24 protein-coding genes are annotated in these 14,505 nt (G+C 64.0%); all 24 read left to right on the forward strand.

Features of this window, described 5'->3' with window-relative positions:
* The first annotated feature begins 31 nt into the window (after positions 1-31).
* Positions 32-2,104: an elongation factor G gene (fusA, locus tag ACQR0Z_RS20590; protein WP_434858698.1), complete on the forward strand. Its 2,073-nt coding sequence runs from the start codon at positions 32-34 to the stop codon at positions 2,102-2,104.
* A 39-nt stretch (positions 2,105-2,143) separates the two neighbouring features.
* Complete coding sequence (gene tuf, locus ACQR0Z_RS20595; protein ID WP_434858699.1) at positions 2,144-3,334, forward strand: elongation factor Tu; 1,191 nt, start codon at positions 2,144-2,146, stop codon at positions 3,332-3,334.
* Positions 3,335-3,421: 87 nt separating this feature from the next.
* Positions 3,422-3,730, forward strand: a complete 309-nt coding sequence (gene rpsJ, locus ACQR0Z_RS20600) for a 30S ribosomal protein S10 (protein WP_002712302.1) — start codon at positions 3,422-3,424, stop codon at positions 3,728-3,730.
* Positions 3,731-3,787: 57 nt separating this feature from the next.
* Positions 3,788-4,507 (forward strand): 50S ribosomal protein L3, encoded by a 720-nt coding sequence (gene rplC / locus ACQR0Z_RS20605; RefSeq protein ID WP_006611838.1) that lies wholly within the window; start codon positions 3,788-3,790, stop codon positions 4,505-4,507.
* Positions 4,508-5,128, forward strand: coding sequence for a 50S ribosomal protein L4 (gene rplD, locus ACQR0Z_RS20610; protein WP_434919824.1), 621 nt, complete (start codon positions 4,508-4,510; stop codon positions 5,126-5,128).
* A complete protein-coding gene (locus ACQR0Z_RS20615; RefSeq protein WP_284423129.1) occupies positions 5,125-5,424 on the forward strand; it encodes a 50S ribosomal protein L23 in 300 nt (99 codons plus the stop codon). Before rplD ends, ACQR0Z_RS20615 begins: the two co-directional genes overlap by 4 nt.
* 12 nt (positions 5,425-5,436) lie before the next feature.
* Positions 5,437-6,270 carry a 50S ribosomal protein L2 gene (gene rplB / locus ACQR0Z_RS20620; protein ID WP_434858700.1) on the forward strand — a complete coding sequence of 278 codons (834 nt, stop codon included), beginning with the start codon at positions 5,437-5,439 and terminating at the stop codon, positions 6,268-6,270.
* A 12-nt stretch (positions 6,271-6,282) separates the two neighbouring features.
* On the forward strand, positions 6,283-6,561 hold the full coding sequence (gene rpsS / locus ACQR0Z_RS20625) for a 30S ribosomal protein S19 (protein WP_008963465.1): 279 nt from the start codon (positions 6,283-6,285) through the stop codon (positions 6,559-6,561).
* Between the two features lie 10 nt (positions 6,562-6,571).
* Positions 6,572-6,952, forward strand: a complete 381-nt coding sequence (gene rplV / locus ACQR0Z_RS20630; RefSeq protein WP_015667616.1) for a 50S ribosomal protein L22 — start codon at positions 6,572-6,574, stop codon at positions 6,950-6,952.
* Between the two features lie 21 nt (positions 6,953-6,973).
* Positions 6,974-7,684, forward strand: a complete 711-nt coding sequence (gene rpsC / locus ACQR0Z_RS20635) for a 30S ribosomal protein S3 (protein WP_006611844.1) — start codon at positions 6,974-6,976, stop codon at positions 7,682-7,684.
* Positions 7,685-7,724: 40 nt separating this feature from the next.
* Complete coding sequence (rplP, locus tag ACQR0Z_RS20640; RefSeq protein WP_006611845.1) at positions 7,725-8,138, forward strand: 50S ribosomal protein L16; 414 nt, start codon at positions 7,725-7,727, stop codon at positions 8,136-8,138.
* Between the two features lie 5 nt (positions 8,139-8,143).
* Complete coding sequence (gene rpmC / locus ACQR0Z_RS20645; RefSeq protein WP_006611846.1) at positions 8,144-8,350, forward strand: 50S ribosomal protein L29; 207 nt, start codon at positions 8,144-8,146, stop codon at positions 8,348-8,350.
* 10 nt (positions 8,351-8,360) lie between these two features.
* Positions 8,361-8,609, forward strand: coding sequence for a 30S ribosomal protein S17 (rpsQ, locus tag ACQR0Z_RS20650; RefSeq protein ID WP_008963469.1), 249 nt, complete (start codon positions 8,361-8,363; stop codon positions 8,607-8,609).
* 100 nt (positions 8,610-8,709) lie between these two features.
* A complete protein-coding gene (rplN, locus tag ACQR0Z_RS20655) occupies positions 8,710-9,078 on the forward strand; it encodes a 50S ribosomal protein L14 (protein WP_006611848.1) in 369 nt (122 codons plus the stop codon).
* The gene (gene rplX, locus ACQR0Z_RS20660) at positions 9,078-9,392 is read left to right on the forward strand and encodes a 50S ribosomal protein L24 (RefSeq protein WP_006611849.1); all 315 of its coding nucleotides are present in this window, start codon (positions 9,078-9,080) and stop codon (positions 9,390-9,392) included. The genes rplN and rplX overlap by 1 nt, the downstream gene beginning before the upstream one ends.
* Positions 9,385-9,942, forward strand: coding sequence for a 50S ribosomal protein L5 (gene rplE, locus ACQR0Z_RS20665; RefSeq protein WP_006611850.1), 558 nt, complete (start codon positions 9,385-9,387; stop codon positions 9,940-9,942). Before rplX ends, rplE begins: the two co-directional genes overlap by 8 nt.
* Before the next feature lie 46 nt (positions 9,943-9,988).
* A complete protein-coding gene (rpsN, locus tag ACQR0Z_RS20670) occupies positions 9,989-10,294 on the forward strand; it encodes a 30S ribosomal protein S14 (protein WP_006611851.1) in 306 nt (101 codons plus the stop codon).
* Positions 10,295-10,306: 12 nt separating this feature from the next.
* A complete protein-coding gene (rpsH, locus tag ACQR0Z_RS20675; protein ID WP_012045037.1) occupies positions 10,307-10,705 on the forward strand; it encodes a 30S ribosomal protein S8 in 399 nt (132 codons plus the stop codon).
* A gap of 13 nt (positions 10,706-10,718) precedes the next feature.
* Complete coding sequence (gene rplF / locus ACQR0Z_RS20680; protein WP_434878108.1) at positions 10,719-11,252, forward strand: 50S ribosomal protein L6; 534 nt, start codon at positions 10,719-10,721, stop codon at positions 11,250-11,252.
* A gap of 11 nt (positions 11,253-11,263) precedes the next feature.
* Positions 11,264-11,626 (forward strand): 50S ribosomal protein L18, encoded by a 363-nt coding sequence (rplR, locus tag ACQR0Z_RS20685; RefSeq protein WP_008963474.1) that lies wholly within the window; start codon positions 11,264-11,266, stop codon positions 11,624-11,626.
* Positions 11,627-11,674: 48 nt separating this feature from the next.
* Positions 11,675-12,247, forward strand: coding sequence for a 30S ribosomal protein S5 (rpsE, locus tag ACQR0Z_RS20690; RefSeq protein WP_006611855.1), 573 nt, complete (start codon positions 11,675-11,677; stop codon positions 12,245-12,247).
* A 44-nt stretch (positions 12,248-12,291) separates the two neighbouring features.
* Positions 12,292-12,483, forward strand: a complete 192-nt coding sequence (gene rpmD, locus ACQR0Z_RS20695; RefSeq protein ID WP_434858703.1) for a 50S ribosomal protein L30 — start codon at positions 12,292-12,294, stop codon at positions 12,481-12,483.
* Between the two features lie 11 nt (positions 12,484-12,494).
* Positions 12,495-12,980: a 50S ribosomal protein L15 gene (gene rplO, locus ACQR0Z_RS20700; protein WP_015667606.1), complete on the forward strand. Its 486-nt coding sequence runs from the start codon at positions 12,495-12,497 to the stop codon at positions 12,978-12,980.
* Positions 12,981-13,137: 157 nt separating this feature from the next.
* On the forward strand, positions 13,138-14,475 hold the full coding sequence (secY, locus tag ACQR0Z_RS20705) for a preprotein translocase subunit SecY (RefSeq protein WP_434858704.1): 1,338 nt from the start codon (positions 13,138-13,140) through the stop codon (positions 14,473-14,475).
* Positions 14,476-14,505 lie beyond the last annotated feature (30 nt).

Raw genomic sequence — 14,505 nt, forward strand, 5'->3', positions numbered from 1 at the left:
GCGGCCCGAACGGAAATCAGGGAACAGATCCATGCCCCGCCAACACGCCATCGAAGACTATCGTAACTTCGGTATCATGGCGCATATCGACGCCGGTAAGACGACGACGACCGAGCGCATCCTGTATTACACCGGCAAGAGCCACAAGATCGGCGAAGTGCACGAAGGTGCCGCGACGATGGACTGGATGGAGCAGGAGCAGGAGCGTGGCATCACGATCACTTCCGCTGCCACCACCGCGTTCTGGAACGGCAAGCGCCTGAACATAATCGACACCCCCGGCCACGTCGACTTCACCATCGAGGTCGAGCGTTCGCTCCGCGTGCTCGACGGCGCCGTGTGCGTGCTCGACTCCAACCAGGGCGTCGAGCCGCAGACCGAGACCGTCTGGCGCCAGGGCGACAAGTACAAGGTGCCGCGCATCGTCTTCGCCAACAAGATGGACAAGACGGGTGCCGACTTCTTCAAGTGCCTGGCCGACATCGTCGACCGCCTGGGCGCGAAGCCGGTTGCGATCCAGCTGCCGATCGGCGCCGAGAACAACTTCAAGGGCTGCGTCGACCTCGTGACCATGAAGGCGATCGTCTGGAACGACGAGTCGCTCGGCGCGAAGTTCGACTATGTCGAGATCCCCGCTGACCTCGCCGACCAGGCCAAGGAATATCGCGAGAAGCTGGTGGAAGCCGCCGTCGAGCTCGACGACGACGCCATGTCGGCCTATCTCGAAGGCACCGAGCCGGACGAGGCGACCCTCAAGCGTCTCATCCGCAAGGCCGTGCTCTCGGGCGCGTTCTATCCGGTGCTGTGCGGCTCGGCGTTCAAGAACAAGGGCGTGCAGCCGCTGCTCGACGCCGTCGTCGACTATCTGCCGTCGCCGCTCGACGTTCCCGCGATCAAGGGCACCGACGACAAGGGCAACGAGGTCGTGCGCAAGGCGGACGACAAGGAGCCGCTGTCGCTGCTGGCGTTCAAGATCATGGACGACCCGTTCGTCGGCACCATCACCTTCTGCCGCATCTATTCGGGCATCCTGACCTCGGGCACCGGCGTCGTGAACTCGACCCGCGAGAAGAAGGAGCGCATCGGCCGCATGCTGCTGATGCATGCGAACAACCGCGAGGACATCAAGGAAGCCTATGCGGGCGACATCGTCGCTCTCGCCGGCCTCAAGGAAGCCCGCACCGGTGACACGCTGTGCGACCCGAACAACCAGGTGATCCTGGAAAAGATGGAATTCCCGGAGCCGGTCATCGAGATCGCGATCGAGCCGAAGTCGAAGGCCGACCAGGAGAAGCTGGGCATCGCGCTGGCGAAGCTCGCCGCGGAGGATCCGTCCTTCCGCGTGTCGACCGATCACGAGTCGGGCCAGACCATCCTCAAGGGCATGGGCGAGCTCCATCTCGACATCAAGGTCGACATCCTGAAGCGCACCTACAAGGTCGATGCGAACATCGGCGCGCCGCAGGTGGCGTTCCGTGAGCGCATCACCAAGCCGGCCAATGTGGACTACACCCACAAGAAGCAGACCGGCGGCACCGGCCAGTTCGCGGCCGTGAGCCTCGTGGTCGAGCCGAACGAGCCGGGCGGCGGCTACGTGTTCGAGTCCAAGATCGTCGGTGGTGCGGTTCCGAAGGAATACATCCCGGGCGTCGAAAAGGGCATCGAGAGCGTGCTCGGCGCAGGCGTGGTCGCGGGCTTCCCCGTGGTCGACGTCAAGGTGGCGCTGGTCGACGGCAAGTATCACGACGTCGACTCGTCCGCACTGGCCTTCGAAATCGCCTCCCGCGCGGCTTTCCGCGAGGCGCTGCAGAAGGGCAAGTCGGTTCTGCTCGAGCCGATCATGAAGGTCGAAGTCGTGACCCCGGAAGACTACACCGGCTCGGTCATCGGCGACCTCAACTCGCGTCGTGGCCAGATCCAGGGCCAGGACATGCGCGGCAACGCCAACGTCATCAACGCGATGGTGCCGCTCATGAACATGTTCGGTTACGTGAATAACCTGCGCTCGATGAGCCAGGGTCGCGCGACCTTCACGATGCAGTTCTCGCACTACGCTGAAGCGCCGGCCAACGTGTCGGCTGAAGTCCAGAAGAAGTTTGCCTGATTGTCGCGAGCTCAAGTTAGCGACTGAACGGAGAGTCAAATGGCCAAAGCTAAGTTTGAACGTAACAAGCCCCACTGCAACATCGGCACCATCGGTCACGTCGACCACGGCAAGACCTCGCTGACCGCTGCAATCACCAAGATCCTGGCCGAGACGGGCGGTGCGACGTTCACTGCCTACGACCAGATCGACAAGGCGCCGGAAGAGAAGGCCCGCGGCATCACCATCTCGACCGCCCACGTCGAGTACGAGACCAAGAACCGCCACTACGCGCACGTCGACTGCCCCGGCCACGCCGACTACGTGAAGAACATGATCACCGGCGCTGCGCAGATGGACGGCGCGATTCTGGTCGTGTCGGCCGCTGACGGCCCGATGCCGCAGACCCGCGAGCACATCCTGCTCGCCCGCCAGGTCGGCGTTCCCGCGCTGGTCGTGTTCCTCAACAAGTGCGACATGGTCGACGATCCGGAGCTGCTCGAGCTGGTCGAGCTCGAGGTTCGCGAGCTGCTCTCGAAGTACGAATTCCCGGGCGACAAGATCCCGATCATCAAGGGCTCGGCGCTGGCCGCTCTCGAAGATTCGGACAAGAAGCTCGGCCACGACGCGATCCTCGAGCTGATGCGCAATGTCGACGAGTACATTCCGCAGCCGGAGCGTCCGATCGACCAGCCCTTCCTGATGCCGGTCGAAGACGTGTTCTCGATCTCGGGCCGCGGCACCGTGGTGACCGGTCGTGTCGAGCGCGGCATCATCAAGGTCGGTGAGGAAATCGAGATCGTCGGTATCCGCGCCACCCAGAAGACCACCGTCACCGGCGTCGAAATGTTCCGCAAGCTGCTCGATCAGGGCCAGGCTGGCGACAACATCGGTGCGCTGCTCCGCGGCACCAAGCGTGAGGACGTCGAGCGCGGCCAGGTTCTCTGCAAGCCGGGTTCGGTCAAGCCGCACACCAAGTTCAAGGCTGAGGCGTACATCCTCACCAAGGAGGAGGGCGGCCGTCACACCCCGTTCTTCACCAACTATCGTCCGCAGTTCTACTTCCGCACGACCGACGTGACCGGCGTCGTTCACCTGCCGGAAGGCACCGAGATGGTGATGCCGGGCGACAACATCGCGATGGAAGTGCACCTGATCGTGCCGATCGCGATGGAAGAGAAGCTGCGCTTCGCCATCCGTGAAGGCGGCCGCACCGTCGGCGCCGGCGTCGTCGCCTCGATCATCGAGTAACAACACGAATAGGGAATGGCGGGTGGCGAATGGTGATCCATTCGCCGTTCGCTACTCGCCACTCACTACTCACAGAAAGATACGGCAATGAACGGCCAAAACATCCGCATCCGTCTCAAGGCGTTTGACCATCGCATCCTCGATACGTCGACGCGCGAGATCGTCAACACGGCGAAGCGGACCGGCGCGCAGGTTCGCGGACCCATTCCGCTGCCGACCCGCATCGAGAAGTTCACCGTCAACCGTTCGCCGCACGTTGACAAGAAGAGCCGCGAGCAGTTCGAGATGCGCACCCACAAGCGCCTCCTCGACATCGTCGATCCGACCCCGCAGACCGTCGATGCTCTCATGAAGCTCGATCTGGCCGCCGGTGTCGACGTCGAGATCAAGCTCTAAGTTTTTGGATTCACGTTCGCCTTTTCGCGGACATAGAGAAGAACAGGAAGCACGCCGATGCGCTCCGGAGTGATCGCACAAAAGGTCGGGATGACGCGGGTCTTCACGGAGACCGGCGAACATATCCCCGTGACCGTGCTGAAGCTCGGCAATTGCCAGGTGGTCGGTCACCGTACCACCGAGAAGAACGGCTACGTCGCGCTGCAGCTCGGCAGCGGCAGCCGCAAGACGGTCTACATGCCGAAGGCGGAGCGCGGCCAGTTCGCGGTCGCCAAGGTCGAGCCGAAGCGCAAGCTCGCCGAATTCCGTGTCAGCGAGGACTCGCTGATCCCGGTCGGTGCCGAGATCCAGGCCGACCACTTCGTCGTCGGCCAGTTCGTCGACGTCACCGGCACCTCGGTCGGTAAGGGCTTCGCCGGCGGCATGAAGCGCTGGAACTTCGGCGGTCTGCGCGCCACGCACGGTGTGTCGATCTCGCACCGTTCGATCGGTTCGACCGGTGGCCGGCAGGACCCCGGCAAGACCTGGAAGAACAAGAAGATGCCCGGTCACATGGGTGTCGATCGCATCACCACGCTGAACCTGCGTGTGGTGCAGACGGACGTCGAGCGCGGCCTGATCCTGGTCGAAGGCGCGGTGCCCGGCTCCAAGGGTGGCTGGATCTCGGTGCGCGACGCCGTGAAGAAGCCGCTGCCGAAGGAAGCGCCGAAGCCCGGCAAGTTCAAGGTCGCGGGTGAGCAGGCTGCCGAAGCGCCGGCCGTGCAGGAGGGCGCATAAATGGAACTGAAAGTCACCACGCTCGAGGGCAAGGAAGCGGGCTCCGTCCAGCTGTCCGACGCCATCTTCGGTCTGGAGCCGCGCGCTGACATCATCCAGCGCTGCGTCCAGTGGCAGCTCAACAGGCGCCAGGCCGGCACCCACAAGGCCAAGGGCCGCGCCGAGATCTGGCGCACCGGCAAGAAGATGTACAAGCAGAAGGGCACCGGCGGTGCTCGTCACGGCTCGGCCCGCGTGCCGCAGTTCCGTGGCGGTGGCCGTGCCTTCGGTCCGGTCGTGCGCTCGCATGCGACCGACCTGCCGAAGAAGGTCCGTGCGCTCGCCCTGAAGCATGCGCTGTCGGCCAAGGCCAAGGACGGTGATCTCGTCGTCTTGGAGAACGCCACCCTCGAGGCGGCGAAGACCAAGGCGCTGATCGGCCATTTCTCGGGTCTCGGCCTGACCAATGCGCTGATCATCGACGGCGCCGAGCTGCACAACGGCTTCGCCGCTGCGGCCCGCAACATCCCGAACCTGGACGTGCTGCCGATCCAGGGCATCAACGTCTACGACATCCTGCGCCGTCAGAAGCTCGTGCTGACCAAGGCGGCGATCGATGCGCTGGAGGCGCGCTTCAAATGAAGACCATCGATCCGCGCCACTACGACATCATCATCGCGCCTGTCGTGACCGAGAAGGCGACCTTTGCCTCGGAGCAGAACAAGGTTCTGTTCAAGGTGGCCGCCAAGGCGACCAAGCCGCAGATCAAGGAAGCGATCGAGAAGCTGTTCGACGTCAAGGTCCGGAGCGTGAATACGCTCGTCCGCAAGGGCAAGACCAAGGTGTTCCGCGGCAATCTCGGTTCGCAATCGGACAGCAAGCGCGCGATCGTGACCCTCGAAGAGGGCCACCGCATCGACGTGACCACCGGACTGTAAGGCGACGCTGCCATGGCACTGAAGACATTCAACCCCACGACGCCGGGCCAGCGCCAGCTGGTGATGGTCGATCGTTCGGCCCTGTACAAGGGCAAGCCGGTCAAGGCGCTGACCGAAGGCAAGCAGTCGAGCGGCGGTCGTAACAACACCGGCCGCATCACCGTCCGCTTCCTCGGCGGCGGCCACAAGCAGTCGTACCGCACGGTCGACTTCAAGCGCGACAAGGTCGACGTTCCCGCGACCGTCGAGCGCCTGGAGTATGATCCGAACCGCACGGCCTTCATCGCCCTGGTCAAGTATCAGGACGGCGAGCTCGCCTACATCCTGGCGCCGCAGCGCCTGGCCGTCGGCGACACCATCGTCGCCGGCAACTATGTCGACGTGAAGCCGGGCAACGTCATGCCGCTCGGCAACATGCCGGTCGGCACGATCATCCACAACATCGAGGTCAAGATCGGGAAGGGCGGCCAGCTCGCACGTTCGGCCGGCACCTACGCCCAGATCGTCGGCCGCGACCAGGACTACGTGATCGTCCGCCTGAACTCGGGCGAGCAGCGCCTGGTGCATGGCCGTTGCCGCGGCACCATCGGTGCGGTGTCGAACCCGGACCACATGAACACCTCGATCGGCAAGGCCGGCCGCAAGCGTTGGATGGGCCGCCGCCCGCACAACCGCGGTGTCGCGATGAACCCGATCGACCATCCGCACGGCGGCGGCGAAGGCCGTACCTCGGGCGGTCGTCACCCGGTCACTCCGTGGGGCAAGCCCACCAAGGGCAAGAAGACCCGCACCAACAAGTCGACCGACAAATTCATTCTCTTGAGCCGCCACAAGCGGAAGAAGTAAGGAACGACGGACATGGTTCGTTCAGTCTGGAAAGGCCCGTTCGTCGAGGCGTCGCTGCTCAAGAAGGCAGATGCGGCGCGCGCGTCCGGCCGTCACGACGTCATCAAGATCTGGAGCCGCCGCTCGACCATCCTGCCGCAGTTCGTCGGCCTGACGTTCGGCGTCTACAACGGCCAGAAGCACGTGCCGGTCGCGGTCAACGAGGAAATGGTTGGCCACAAGTTCGGCGAGTTCTCGCCGACCCGCACTTTCCACGGCCATTCGGGCGATAAGAAAGCCAAGAAGGCTTGAGGATTAAGCGATGAGCAAACCAAAGCGCGAACGGAGCCTCCCCGACAACGAGGCCAAGGCTGTGGCCCGGATGCTTCGGGTGAGCCCGCAGAAGCTGAACCTGGTGGCGCAGATGATCCGCGGCCGCAAGGCGTCGGCAGCCCTCGCCGACCTGCAGTTCTCGCGCAAGCGGATTGCGGTCGACGTCAAGAAGTGCCTGGAATCGGCGATCGCCAACGCCGAGAACAACCACGAGCTCGAGGTCGACGATCTGGTCGTCACCCAGGCTTTCGTCGGCAAGGGAATCGTGATGAAGCGTTTCTCGCCGCGCGGCCGTGGCCGTTCGGGCCGAGTTTTCAAACCGTTTTCGCAGCTGACGATCATTGTTCGTCAGGTCGAGGCGAGCGCTTAAACCGGGCGCTGGGAGAATACGATGGGTCAAAAGATCAATCCGATCGGTCTGCGTCTCGGCATCAACCGGACCTGGGATTCGCGCTGGTTCGCCGGCAAGGCCGAGTACGGCAAGCTGCTGCATGAAGACGTCAAGATCCGCGAGATCCTGCACAAGGAGCTCAAGCAGGCGGCCGTCGCCCGCATCGTGATCGAGCGTCCGCACAAGAAGTGCCGCGTCACGATCCACTCGGCCCGTCCGGGCGTCGTGATCGGCAAGAAGGGCGCCGACATCGACAAGCTGCGCAAGCGCGTCGCCGACATCACCTCGTCGGACGTCGTCATCAACATCGTCGAGATCCGCAAGCCGGAGCTCGATGCCACGCTGGTCGCCGAATCGATCGCGCAGCAGCTTGAGCGCCGCGTCGCGTTCCGCCGCGCCATGAAGCGCGCCGTTCAGTCGGCGATGCGCCTCGGCGCCGAGGGCATCCGCATCAACTGCTCGGGCCGTCTGGGCGGCGCGGAAATCGCCCGCATGGAGTGGTATCGTGAGGGCCGGGTGCCGCTGCACACGCTGCGCGCCGACATCGACTACGGTGTGGCCACCGCGTTCACGACCTTCGGCACCTGCGGCGTGAAGGTCTGGATCTTCAAGGGCGAGATCCTCGAGCACGATCCGATGGCACAGGACAAGCGGATGAACGAGGGCGGTGGCGAAAGCCCGTCGCCGCGTTCGCGCCGCGACGCGGCCTGATCGATCAGCCGCGACAAGACAGGTTTGAGGGCTCAAAGCCATGATGCAACCAAAGAAGACCAAGTTCCGAAAGGCGCATAAGGGCCGTATCCACGGCGTTGCGTCCTCGGGCGCGACGCTGGCCTTCGGCCAGTTCGGGCTGAAGGCGATGGAGCCGGATCGCGTCACCGCGCGCCAGATCGAGGCCGCCCGTCGTGCGCTGACTCGTCACATGAAGCGTGCCGGCCGCGTCTGGATCCGGGTGTTCCCCGATCTGCCGGTGTCGAAGAAGCCGGCCGAAGTCCGCATGGGCTCCGGCAAGGGTTCGCCGGAATTGTGGGTGGCCCGCGTCAAGCCGGGCCGGGTGATGTTCGAGATCGACGGCGTCAGCAACCAGATCGCGCGTGAGGCGCTGACGCTGGCCGCTGCCAAGCTGCCGATCAAGACGCGCTTCGTCGAACGCATTGCGGAGTAATGGTCATGGCCGAGATGAAGATTGCCGACATTCGCGCGATGAGCCCCGACCAGATGGACGATGCGATCGTCAATCTGAAGAAGGAGCGCTTCAACCTGCGTTTTCAGCGCGCCACCGGGCAGCTCGAGAACACCGCGCGCCTGCGTGAGGCGCGCCGCGACATCGCCCGTATCAAGACCATCGCCGCGCAGCAGCGCGCCAAGACGAAGTAAGAGGCTCGACATGCCGAAACGGACCCTCCAGGGCGTTGTCGTCAGCGACAAGCAGGCCAAGACGGTGGTCGTGCGCGTCGACCGGCGCTTCACCCACCCGATCTACAAGAAGACGATCCGCCGCTCGAAGAACTACCACGCCCACGACGAGAACAACGAGTTCAAGCCGGGCGACATGGTCTGGATCGAGGAGAGCAAGCCGATCTCGAAGCTCAAGCGCTGGACGGTGGTCCGCGGCGAGCATAAGAAAACCGCCTGAGTCGTGAGACGCGGCCCTGATTGAAGGGGCCCGTTTCGCTTTCGGGATCAGAAAAGGCGCAGCTTTCCTGCGCAGCATATGAAGAGGACGAGGTGCATCAATGATTCAGATGCAGACCAACCTCGACGTGGCCGATAATTCCGGCGCACGCCGTGTTATGTGTATCAAGGTGCTGGGTGGCTCGAAGCGCCGCTATGCCACCGTCGGCGACATCATCGTGGTGTCGATCAAGGAAGCCATTCCGCGTGGCAAGGTGAAGAAGGGCGACGTCATGAAGGCCGTCGTGGTGCGCGTCCGCAAGGACATCCGCCGCGCCGACGGCTCGGTGATCCGCTTCGACCGCAACGCGGCCGTCCTGATCAACAACCAGTCCGAGCCGGTCGGCACCCGTATCTTCGGGCCGGTGCCGCGCGAGCTGCGCGCCAAGAACCACATGAAGATCATTTCGCTCGCGCCGGAGGTGCTGTGATGGCTGCCAAGATCCGCAAGGGCGACAAGGTGATCGTCCTGACCGGCCGCGACAAGGGTCGCACCGGCGAGGTGTTCGAGGTGCGTCCCGACGCCGGCACGGCGCTGGTGCGCGGCATCAACCTGGTGAAGCGTCACCAGAAGCAGACGCAGAACCAGGAGGGCGGCATCATCACCAAGGAAGCCCCCATCAACCTGTCGAACGTCGCCTACGTCGGCAAGGACGGCAAGCCGACGCGCATCGGATTCAAGATTCAGGCGGACGGCAAGAAGGTCCGCGTTGCCAAGAGCTCGGGAGTTGAGATCGATGGCTGAGACCGCTTACACCCCGCGCCTCCGCACGGAATACGACCGCAAGATCAAGAGCGCGCTGACCGAGAAGTTCGGCTACGCCAACGTCATGCAGGTGCCGCGGCTCGACAAGGTCGTGCTGAACATGGGCATCGGCGAGGCCGTCAACGACCGCAAGAAGGCGGAGACGGCTGCGGCCGACCTGTCGCTGATCGCCGGTCAGAAGGCCGTCGTGACCTATTCGCGCGTCGCCATCGCGACCTTCAAGCTGCGTGAGAACCAGCCGATCGGCTGCAAGGTCACGCTGCGCAAGGCCAAGATGTACGAGTTCATCGACCGCCTGATCAACGTCGCGCTGCCGCGCGTCCGCGACTTCCGCGGCCTGAACCCGAAGAGCTTCGACGGCCGCGGCAACTACTCGCTCGGCATCAAGGAGCACATCATTTTCCCCGAGATCGACTTCGACAAGGCCGGGGAGAGCTGGGGCATGGACATCACGGTGTGCACCACCGCGACGACCGACGACGAGGCCCGTGCCCTTCTGACCGCATTCAATTTCCCGTTCCGGCAGTGAGCAGCTGACTTCTAGCTTCTCAAACGCGGATACCCAGGAGCCAAGCATGGCAAAGAAGAGTTCAGTCGAGAAGAACAACCGGCGCAAGAAGATGGCGAAGAACGCCGCTCCGAAGCGCGCCCGGTTGAAGGCGATCATCGCCGACAAGGAAAAGCCGATGGAGGAGCGCTTTGCCGCGACCCTGAAGCTCGCGGAAATGCCGCGCAACTCGTCGACGACCCGCATCCGCAACCGGTGCGAGCTGACGGGCCGCCCGCGGTCGAACTACCGCAAGAACAAGCTGAGCCGCATCGCGCTGCGCGAGCTCGGCTCCAAGGGCCTGGTTCCGGGCCTCGTGAAGTCGAGCTGGTAAGGAGGGTCGAACATGTCAACGCACGATCCCATCAGCGATCTGATCACCCGCATCCGCAACGCGCAGATGCGCTCGAAGTCGAAGGTCACGACCCCCGGCTCGAAGATGCGCGCCAGCGTGCTCGAAGTGCTGAAGTCCGAGGGCTACATCCGTGGCTATGCCACGCTGGAGCATCCGTCCGGCCGCAGCGAGATCGAGATCGAGCTGAAGTATTTCGACGGCGAGCCCGTGATCCGCGAGATCGAGCGCGTCTCCAAGCCTGGCCGGCGCGTCTACACCTCGGTGAAGAACCTGCCGCGCGTGAACAACGGGCTCGGAATTTCTGTTTTGTCGACGCCGAAGGGAATCATGGCCGACCATAGCGCGCGTGACGCGAATGTCGGCGGTGAAGTTCTCTTCACGGTGTTCTAAGAAGGATTGAGCCATGTCACGTATTGGCAAGAAGCCTGTGACGGTGCCGTCCGGTGTGACCGCCACCGTCGACGGACAGACCGTCAAGATGAAGGGGCCGAAGGGCCAGCTTCAGTTCCTCGTCCATGACGACGTCGAGGTGAAGTTCGAGAACGGCCAAGTCAAGGTCGCTCCGCGCTCCGAGACCAAGCGCGCCCGTTCGCTCTACGGCACCGCGCGCGCCCAGATCGCCAACCTGGTCGAGGGCGTCACCAAGGGCTTCGAGAAGAAGCTCGAGATCACCGGCGTCGGCTACCGCGCCGCGATGCAGGGCAAGAACCTGCAGCTCGCGCTCGGCTACAGCCACGACGTCGTCTACCAGATCCCGGAAGGCATCACGATCGCCGTGCCGAAGCCGACCGAGATCACGATCACGGGCATCGACCCGCAGCGCGTCGGCCAGGTGGCCGCCGAAATCCGCGCCTACCGTCCGCCGGAGCCCTACAAGGGCAAGGGTGTGAAGTACGCGGGTGAATTCATCTTCCGCAAGGAAGGCAAGAAGAAGTAACGGAGCCGGACATGTCGAGAGCAAAGGTTACGAATGCCCGGCGCAAGCAGCGTGTGAGGCTGTCGCTGCGCCGCTCCGCCGGCGGCCGTCCGCGTCTGTCGGTGTTCCGTTCGTCGAAGCACATCTACGCGCAGGTCATCGACGACCAGAAGGGCGAGACGCTCGCCTCGGCGTCGTCGATGGAGAAGGAGATGCGCGCGGCCGGCAACACCGGTGCCGACATCGATGCAGCCAAGGCGGTGGGCAAGCTGCTCGCCGAGCGCGCGGTGAAGGCCGGGATCAAGGAAGTCGTGTTCGATCGCGGCGGCTATCTCTATCATGGTCGCGTCAAGGCGCTGGCCGACGCGGCGCGCGAGAGCGGGCTGAGCTTCTAATATCAACGGATTTGGGCGCGAGAGCCCCACAGAAGATTGGATAGCACCATGGCAGGTGAACGGGAACGAGGCGGTCGCGATCGCAAGGAGCGTGAGGAGCGCGACAGCGAGTTCGTCGACAAGCTCGTCCACATCAACCGAGTCGCGAAGGTCGTGAAGGGCGGTAAGCGCTTCGGCTTTGCGGCGCTCGTCGTGATCGGCGATCAGAAGGGCCGGGTCGGCTTCGGCCACGGCAAGGCGCGCGAAGTGCCGGAGGCGATCCGCAAGGCGACCGACTCCGCCAAGCGCAATTTGACCCGCGTCGCGCTGCGCGAGGGCCGCACCCTGCACCACGACATCTTCGGTCGTCACGGTGCGGGCCGCGTCTATCTGCGTGCCGCTCCGGCCGGTACCGGCATCATCGCCGGCGGCCCGATGCGCGCCGTGTTCGAGACGCTGGGCATCCAGGACGTGGTGGCGAAGTCGATCGGCTCGTCGAACCCGTACAACATGGTGCGCGCGACCTTCAACGCGCTGAAGCATCAGGACAGCCCGCGCTCGGTCGCTGCCCGCCGCAACATCAAGGTGTCGACCCTGCAGGCCCGCCGCGTCGGTGGCGATGCCGAGGCAGCCGCCGACTAACGAACGCGCGCCGCCTTTGGCAGGCGCATCTCGGAGTGAGGACAATGGCTGACGCCAAGACGATCAAGATCGAGCAGATCGGCAGCCCGATCCGCCGGCATCACTCGCAGCGCGAGACGCTGATCGGGTTGAAGCTCAACAAGATCGGCCGCGTGACCGAGCTGGCGGATACGCCGGCGGTCCGTGGCATGATCACGAAGGTTCATCATCTCGTCCGCATCGTCGACGAGAAGTAAGGAGAAGGGCGATGAAGCTCAGCGATATCGCCGACAACGCCGGCGCGCGCAAAAAGCGCATGCGCGTCGGCCGCGGCATCGGCTCCGGCAAGGGCAAGACGTCCGGCCGTGGCGGCAAGGGCCAGACCGCGCGCTCCGGCGTGCGCATCAAGGGCTTCGAAGGCGGTCAGATGCCGATGCATCGCCGTCTGCCGAAGCGCGGCTTCAACAACATCTTCGCGCTCGATTTCGTCGAGATCAATCTCGACCGGATCCAGCAGGCGATCGATGCCAAGAAGCTGGACGCCGGCAGCGTGATCAACGCCGAGGCGCTGGTGAAGTCGGGCGCGCTGCGCCGCTCCAAGGACGGCGTGCGTCTGCTTGGCCGCGGCGAGCTCAAGGCCAAGATCAACATCGAGGTGTATGGCGCCTCGAAGTCGGCGATCGCGGCGGTCGAGAAGGCCGGCGGCACCGTCAAGATCCTGGCGCCCGCCAAGGATGAAGGCGAAGCGGCGTAACTTCTGCGTCATTGCCCTGCGGCCGGCTTGCGCCGAAGAGGGCAGGGCAATGGACAGAACGCGTTCGCGTACCAGATAATATCCGACGTCTGCCCAAGCCCCGCGAGCCCTCGCGGGGCTGATGCGGTCAAGAACGGGCGGCGGGAGAAAGCTAGATATGGCCTCAGCAGCGGAACAACTTGCGGCAAACCTCAATTTCGGCGCGCTTGCAAAAGCCGATGAGCTGAAGAAGCGCATCTGGTTCACCCTCGGCGCGCTGCTGGTCTACCGCCTCGGCACCTATATTCCGCTGCCCGGCATCGACCCGAACATCTGGGATTCGGTGTTCCGTAGCCAGTCCGGCGGCATCCTCGGCATGTTCAACATGTTCGCCGGCGGCGGCATCCACCGCATGGCGATCTTCGCGCTTAACATCATGCCGTACATCTCGGCATCGATCATCATCCAGCTCCTGACCACGGTGTCACCGCAGCTCGAAGCCCTCAAGAAGGAGGGCGAGGCGGGCCGCAAGATGCTGAACCAGTACACCCGCTATCTGACGGTGATCCTGGCCGCCGTGCAGTCCTACGGCATCGCCGTCGGCCTCGAGGGCGCCGGCAATGTCGTCGCCGATCCCGGCCTGTTCTTCCGCCTGTCGACCGCGATCACGCTGACCGGCGGCACCATGTTCCTGATGTGGCTGGGCGAGCAGATCACCTCGCGCGGCATCGGCAACGGCATCTCGCTGATCATCCTGTCCGGCATCGTGGCGGAGCTGCCCTCGGCGCTCGCCAACATGCTCGAGCTCGGCCGCCAGGGCGCGCTGTCGACCGGCCTGATCCTGGTCGTCATCGTGATGGCGGTCGCCGTGATCGCCTTCATCGTGTTCATGGAGCGTGCCCAGCGCCGCCTCCTGATCCAGTATCCGAAGCGCCAGGTCGGCAACAAGATGTTCGAGGGCCAGTCCTCGCATCTGCCGCTGAAGCTGAACACGTCCGGCGTCATCCCGCCGATCTTCGCCTCGTCGCTGCTGCTGCTGCCGGCCACTTTCGCCAATTTCAACGTCGGCAAGGGCTCGGGGTGGGAGTGGTTCCAATGGATCACCACCCAGCTCGGCCATGGCCGGCCGCTGTTCCTGGTGCTGTATCTGGCGCTGATCCTGTTCTTCGCCTTCTTCTACACCGCGATCGTGTTCAACCCGACCGAGACCGCGGACAACCTGAAGAAGCATGGCGGCTTCATCCCGGGCATTCGGCCCGGCGAGCGCACCGCGGAATACATCGATTACGTGTTGTCGCGGATCACCGTCATCGGTGCCATCTATCTGGCGATCGTGTGTCTAATCCCGGAAATTCTGATTTCCTACGCTTCCGTCCCGTTCTACTTTGGTGGCACTTCGCTTCTGATCGTGGTCAGCGTTACGATGGATACCGTGGCGCAGGTTCAGGGTTATCTGCTCGCCCATCAGTATGAGGGCCTGATCAGGAAGTCGAAGTTGCGGGGGCGCCGCCGCTAGTTGCGGCGGATCGCGGCCCGGGAACCAACA

Origin of the sequence: Bradyrhizobium sp. HKCCYLS3077 (assembly GCF_051167555.1) — a bacterium.
In the GTDB taxonomy this organism is placed as follows: domain Bacteria; phylum Pseudomonadota; class Alphaproteobacteria; order Rhizobiales; family Xanthobacteraceae; genus Bradyrhizobium.